This is a genomic window from Sporomusa sp. (genome assembly GCF_057736855.1).
The window spans coordinates 1-3555 of the sequence record NZ_JBYKYF010000305.1 but is presented as its reverse complement, the minus strand read 5'-3'; the positions used below and the strand labels follow the sequence as shown (position 1 = coordinate 3555).

Genomic DNA, 3555 nt, shown 5'->3' with positions numbered 1-3555 from the left:
ATTATTTAGTCTAACATCACAGGTCATTAACAAACGAATACCTCGCATCCATTGGTTATGACGATATAGCCAAAAGATACGAGGTAATGCACTCAAACTATTGAACCGCCGTATACCGAACGGTACGTACGGTGGTGTGAGAGGTCGGCTACTCAACTAATGGGTAGCCTCCTACTCGATTTTCTTTTAATGCTTGTTATGGCAACCACACGTACATTGATCATCATGATCAACAAATTTGATAGAATCAAGCTGGACTTTAACTTGACTCTTAATATGGTCAATATACCGGCGGCGCAGATCAGCTTGCTCAGCACGTTCACTATCAGTAAGTCCGACTTCACGGCTTTTTCTGGCCAGTTCATTGATTCTGGCAATGGTTTCTGCTGTTATCATAAGTGATTCCTCACTTTCGCTATGATATTTAGATAGCAGGATGAATCGTTGCTATATGTTAAAAATACTAACAAATTATTGACAATTGTGCAAGTTAGAATAAAAATAGAAATTAAAGGAAAATTGTTATAAGTTAAATCCAAACCATTATGTTTTAGCCAGCGTAGTAGTGGTATTTATTGTATTGTTGTTTGGCTGCAGCTTTCCTCACAATATCTCCTTTGATGGATAATTTACAGAAAGGGTGAGAGATAGGTATGAGTAAGTGGCGTTGTAATGTATGTGGTTACATACACGAAGGCGAAAAACCACCGGCAGAATGTCCGGTTTGCGGGGTCGGACCAGAAGAATTTGTGGTTGTGAGCGAGCAAACCGAAAATAAGCAAGCAAAAAAGCGTTGGAAATGCACAGTATGTGATTACATTCATATCGGTGATAACCCGCCTGATAGATGCCCGGTATGTGGAGTTGGTCCTGAGTTATTTGTTTTACTGCTGGATGAGATGGTTTCACTTACCAGGGAAGCGATAGCTGAAGCCGGAATAGATACCGCTAATTCGGCAATGGATAAAATCAGTTACGGCCTGTATATCGTTACCTCGGTTAAGGATAATACTATTAATGGGCAATGCTGCAATACCGTGTTTCAGTTAACCAGCAAGCCGCTACGGGTTTCTATTTGTCTTAACAAACGCAATCTGACTCATCAGTATGTCTTGGACAGCGGCGTGTTTGCTGTGTCTATGTTAGGAACCGGGCAAATCGATGCGGTTAGGCGGTTTGGCTATCAATCAGGTCGGAATACCGATAAATTTGCTGATATTGAATACCTCGTAGGACAGAATGGCTGTCCTATTCTCACAAATTGTATTGCCTATATTGAAGCCAAAGTGTTGCAAACAATTGATGTAGGAACCCACACCCTGTTTGTTGCAGATGTGACTGCCGGTAGACTGGTAGCAAACGAGGAAGCACTGACATATAGTCTTTATAAGAGCCAAAAAGGATGATAGAAGGCGTAAGTAAGAATGTAAAATGAGGGTGAGAATATTGTATGAGCTAATTATTATTGGTGGCGGGCCAGCAGGAATGACGGCTGCCGTATATGCGGCACGCAAGCGGATGAATGCCTTAATCATTACCAAAGAGTTCGGCGGACAGCCGATGTGGACCATGGATATTGAAAATTATATGGGATATCAGTTTGTAACCGGACCAGAGCTTATGGAAAAGTTTGATGAGCAAGTACGAAAATTTCCGATTGAAATAAAATATGAAGAAGTTACCAAGCTTGCCGTTAATGAAGATGGAACTTTTAAGGTAACCAGTGATGGAGGAGAATATCAGGCTTTAACCGTCATTGTTGCTTCTGGCAAGCGGCCACGCCGTCTGAATGTACCGGGTGAAGCTGAATTTACCGGGCGGGGTGTCAGTTATTGCGCTACTTGTGATGGACCGCTGTATGAAGGTAAAACGGTAGCGGTTATCGGCGGCGGCAATTCGGCATTGCAGGCAGCCATTGAAGTTAGCCCGATTGCCGAAAAGGTATATCTTATATCACTTTTTGGTTATAATGCAGACCTGATTGTTATTGAAAAACTTAAAGAACTTAAGCGTCCGGTTATCGAGTATATGGGTTATACAACAACAGCCATTAAAGGTTCGCAAACGGTAGAAAAGCTAGTTATCGTCAATAATGAAACCAAAGAAGAAATCGAGCTTGCTGTGCAGGGGATTTTTGTCGAAATCGGCTTAGAGCCAAATACCGAATTTTGTGAGGGTTTACTGGACTTTAACCAGTACCGCGAAATAAAAACTGACTGCCGGACTCGTACCCAAATACCGGGCTTGTTTGCTGCCGGTGATGTTACTAACGGTCCTGACAAGCAAATTGTCATTGCTGCTGGCGATGGTGCTAAAGCAGCGCTGGTAGCTTATGAATACCTGCTGCATAACCGCTTAAAATCTCAGTAGATAAATAAAGGGCGCAAGCCGACACTTGCCTTTGTGGCAGGTGTTATTTCTTTTTTATAGATTTACTTGGCTTTTATGGAAAAATGAGTATAATATTATTCATACCCTTTACTAGAATACGACTTTTATTGGAGTGTGAGAATGTGAAAATTGTTATAACAATTGTTGGAAAGGACAGAGTAGGCATTATTGCTATGGTTAGCAATATTTTGGCGGAAAACAATATTAATATCCTTAATATCAACCAAAACATACTTGATGGATTTTTCAATATGGTTATGCTTGTTGATATGAGCCAAGCTAGCATTAGTTTAAAAGAATTAGGTCAACTGTTAAATGAAAAAGGTACTGCTATGGGGCTTGATATTAAAGCACAGCACGAGGATATCTTTAACATTATGCACCGCGTGTAGTCGTAAGCTTGGAGGTATTATAGATGTTTACAATGCAGGATGTTAATGAAACCAACCGTATGATAGAAGAAAATAAGCTGGATATCCGAACCATTACAATGGGTATCAGTCTGCGGGACTGCGGGCATCCGGATATTAAGGTTCTTTGTCGCAATATATATGACAAAGTGACCCGTACGGCTGAGAAGCTGGTGCAGACAGGTGAAGATATTGAGGCTGAATATGGCATACCGATTATTAATAAACGCATTTCGGTAACTCCTATTGCTATTGTTGCCGAAAGCTGCCGGGCTGACAGCTATGTGGAGGTGGCCCAGGCATTAGATGCAGCCGCTAAAGAAGTGGGGGTAAACTTTATTGGCGGTTTTTCCGCACTTGTAGAAAAAGGTTACACCCATGGCGATCACATATTGATACGTTCTATTCCCGATGCATTGGCGATAACCGAGCGGGTATGTTCCTCAGTAAATGTAGGGTCAACAAAAGCTGGAATTAACATGGACTGTGTCCGCGAAATGGGTGAAATTATTAAGCGTACGGCTGAACTCACCAAAGACCGGGATGCTTTAGGCTGTGCCAAACTGGTAGTATTTGCTAATGTGCCAGAGGACAACCCGTTTATGGCAGGTGCTTTTCATGGTGTGGGTGAGCCTGAAACCACTATCAATGTAGGGGTATCAGGGCCTGGGGTTGTTAAACGGGCGCTGGAAGATGTACGCGGGTGCGATTTTAGTACTGTGGCCGAAACCATTAAACGTACTGCCTTTAAAAT

General features: G+C 42.1%; 5 protein-coding genes. 4 read left to right on the top strand and 1 reads right to left on the bottom strand.

Going from position 1 to position 3555, the window contains the following annotated elements:
• Positions 1-186 precede the first annotated feature (186 nt).
• Complete coding sequence (locus tag AC29Z1_RS15155; RefSeq protein WP_488272294.1) at positions 187-396, bottom strand: DUF896 domain-containing protein; 210 nt, start codon at positions 394-396, stop codon at positions 187-189.
• 257 nt (positions 397-653) lie between these two features.
• Here AC29Z1_RS15155 and AC29Z1_RS15150 point away from each other — a divergent pair, with 257 nt between their 5' ends.
• From AC29Z1_RS15150 to AC29Z1_RS15135, 4 genes are all read left to right on the top strand, one after another.
• Entirely contained in the window at positions 654-1406 is a 753-nt protein-coding gene (locus AC29Z1_RS15150) for a flavin reductase (RefSeq protein ID WP_488272293.1), read from the top strand.
• Between the two features lie 40 nt (positions 1407-1446).
• Entirely contained in the window at positions 1447-2370 is a 924-nt protein-coding gene (locus AC29Z1_RS15145; protein ID WP_488272292.1) for an NAD(P)/FAD-dependent oxidoreductase, read from the top strand.
• A 143-nt stretch (positions 2371-2513) separates the two neighbouring features.
• Positions 2514-2783 carry an ACT domain-containing protein gene (locus AC29Z1_RS15140; protein WP_488272291.1) on the top strand — a complete coding sequence of 90 codons (270 nt, stop codon included), beginning with the start codon at positions 2514-2516 and terminating at the stop codon, positions 2781-2783.
• A gap of 23 nt (positions 2784-2806) precedes the next feature.
• Positions 2807-3555, top strand: a 749-nt coding sequence (locus AC29Z1_RS15135; RefSeq protein WP_488272290.1) for a DUF711 family protein, incomplete at its 3' end; no start/stop codon positions are given.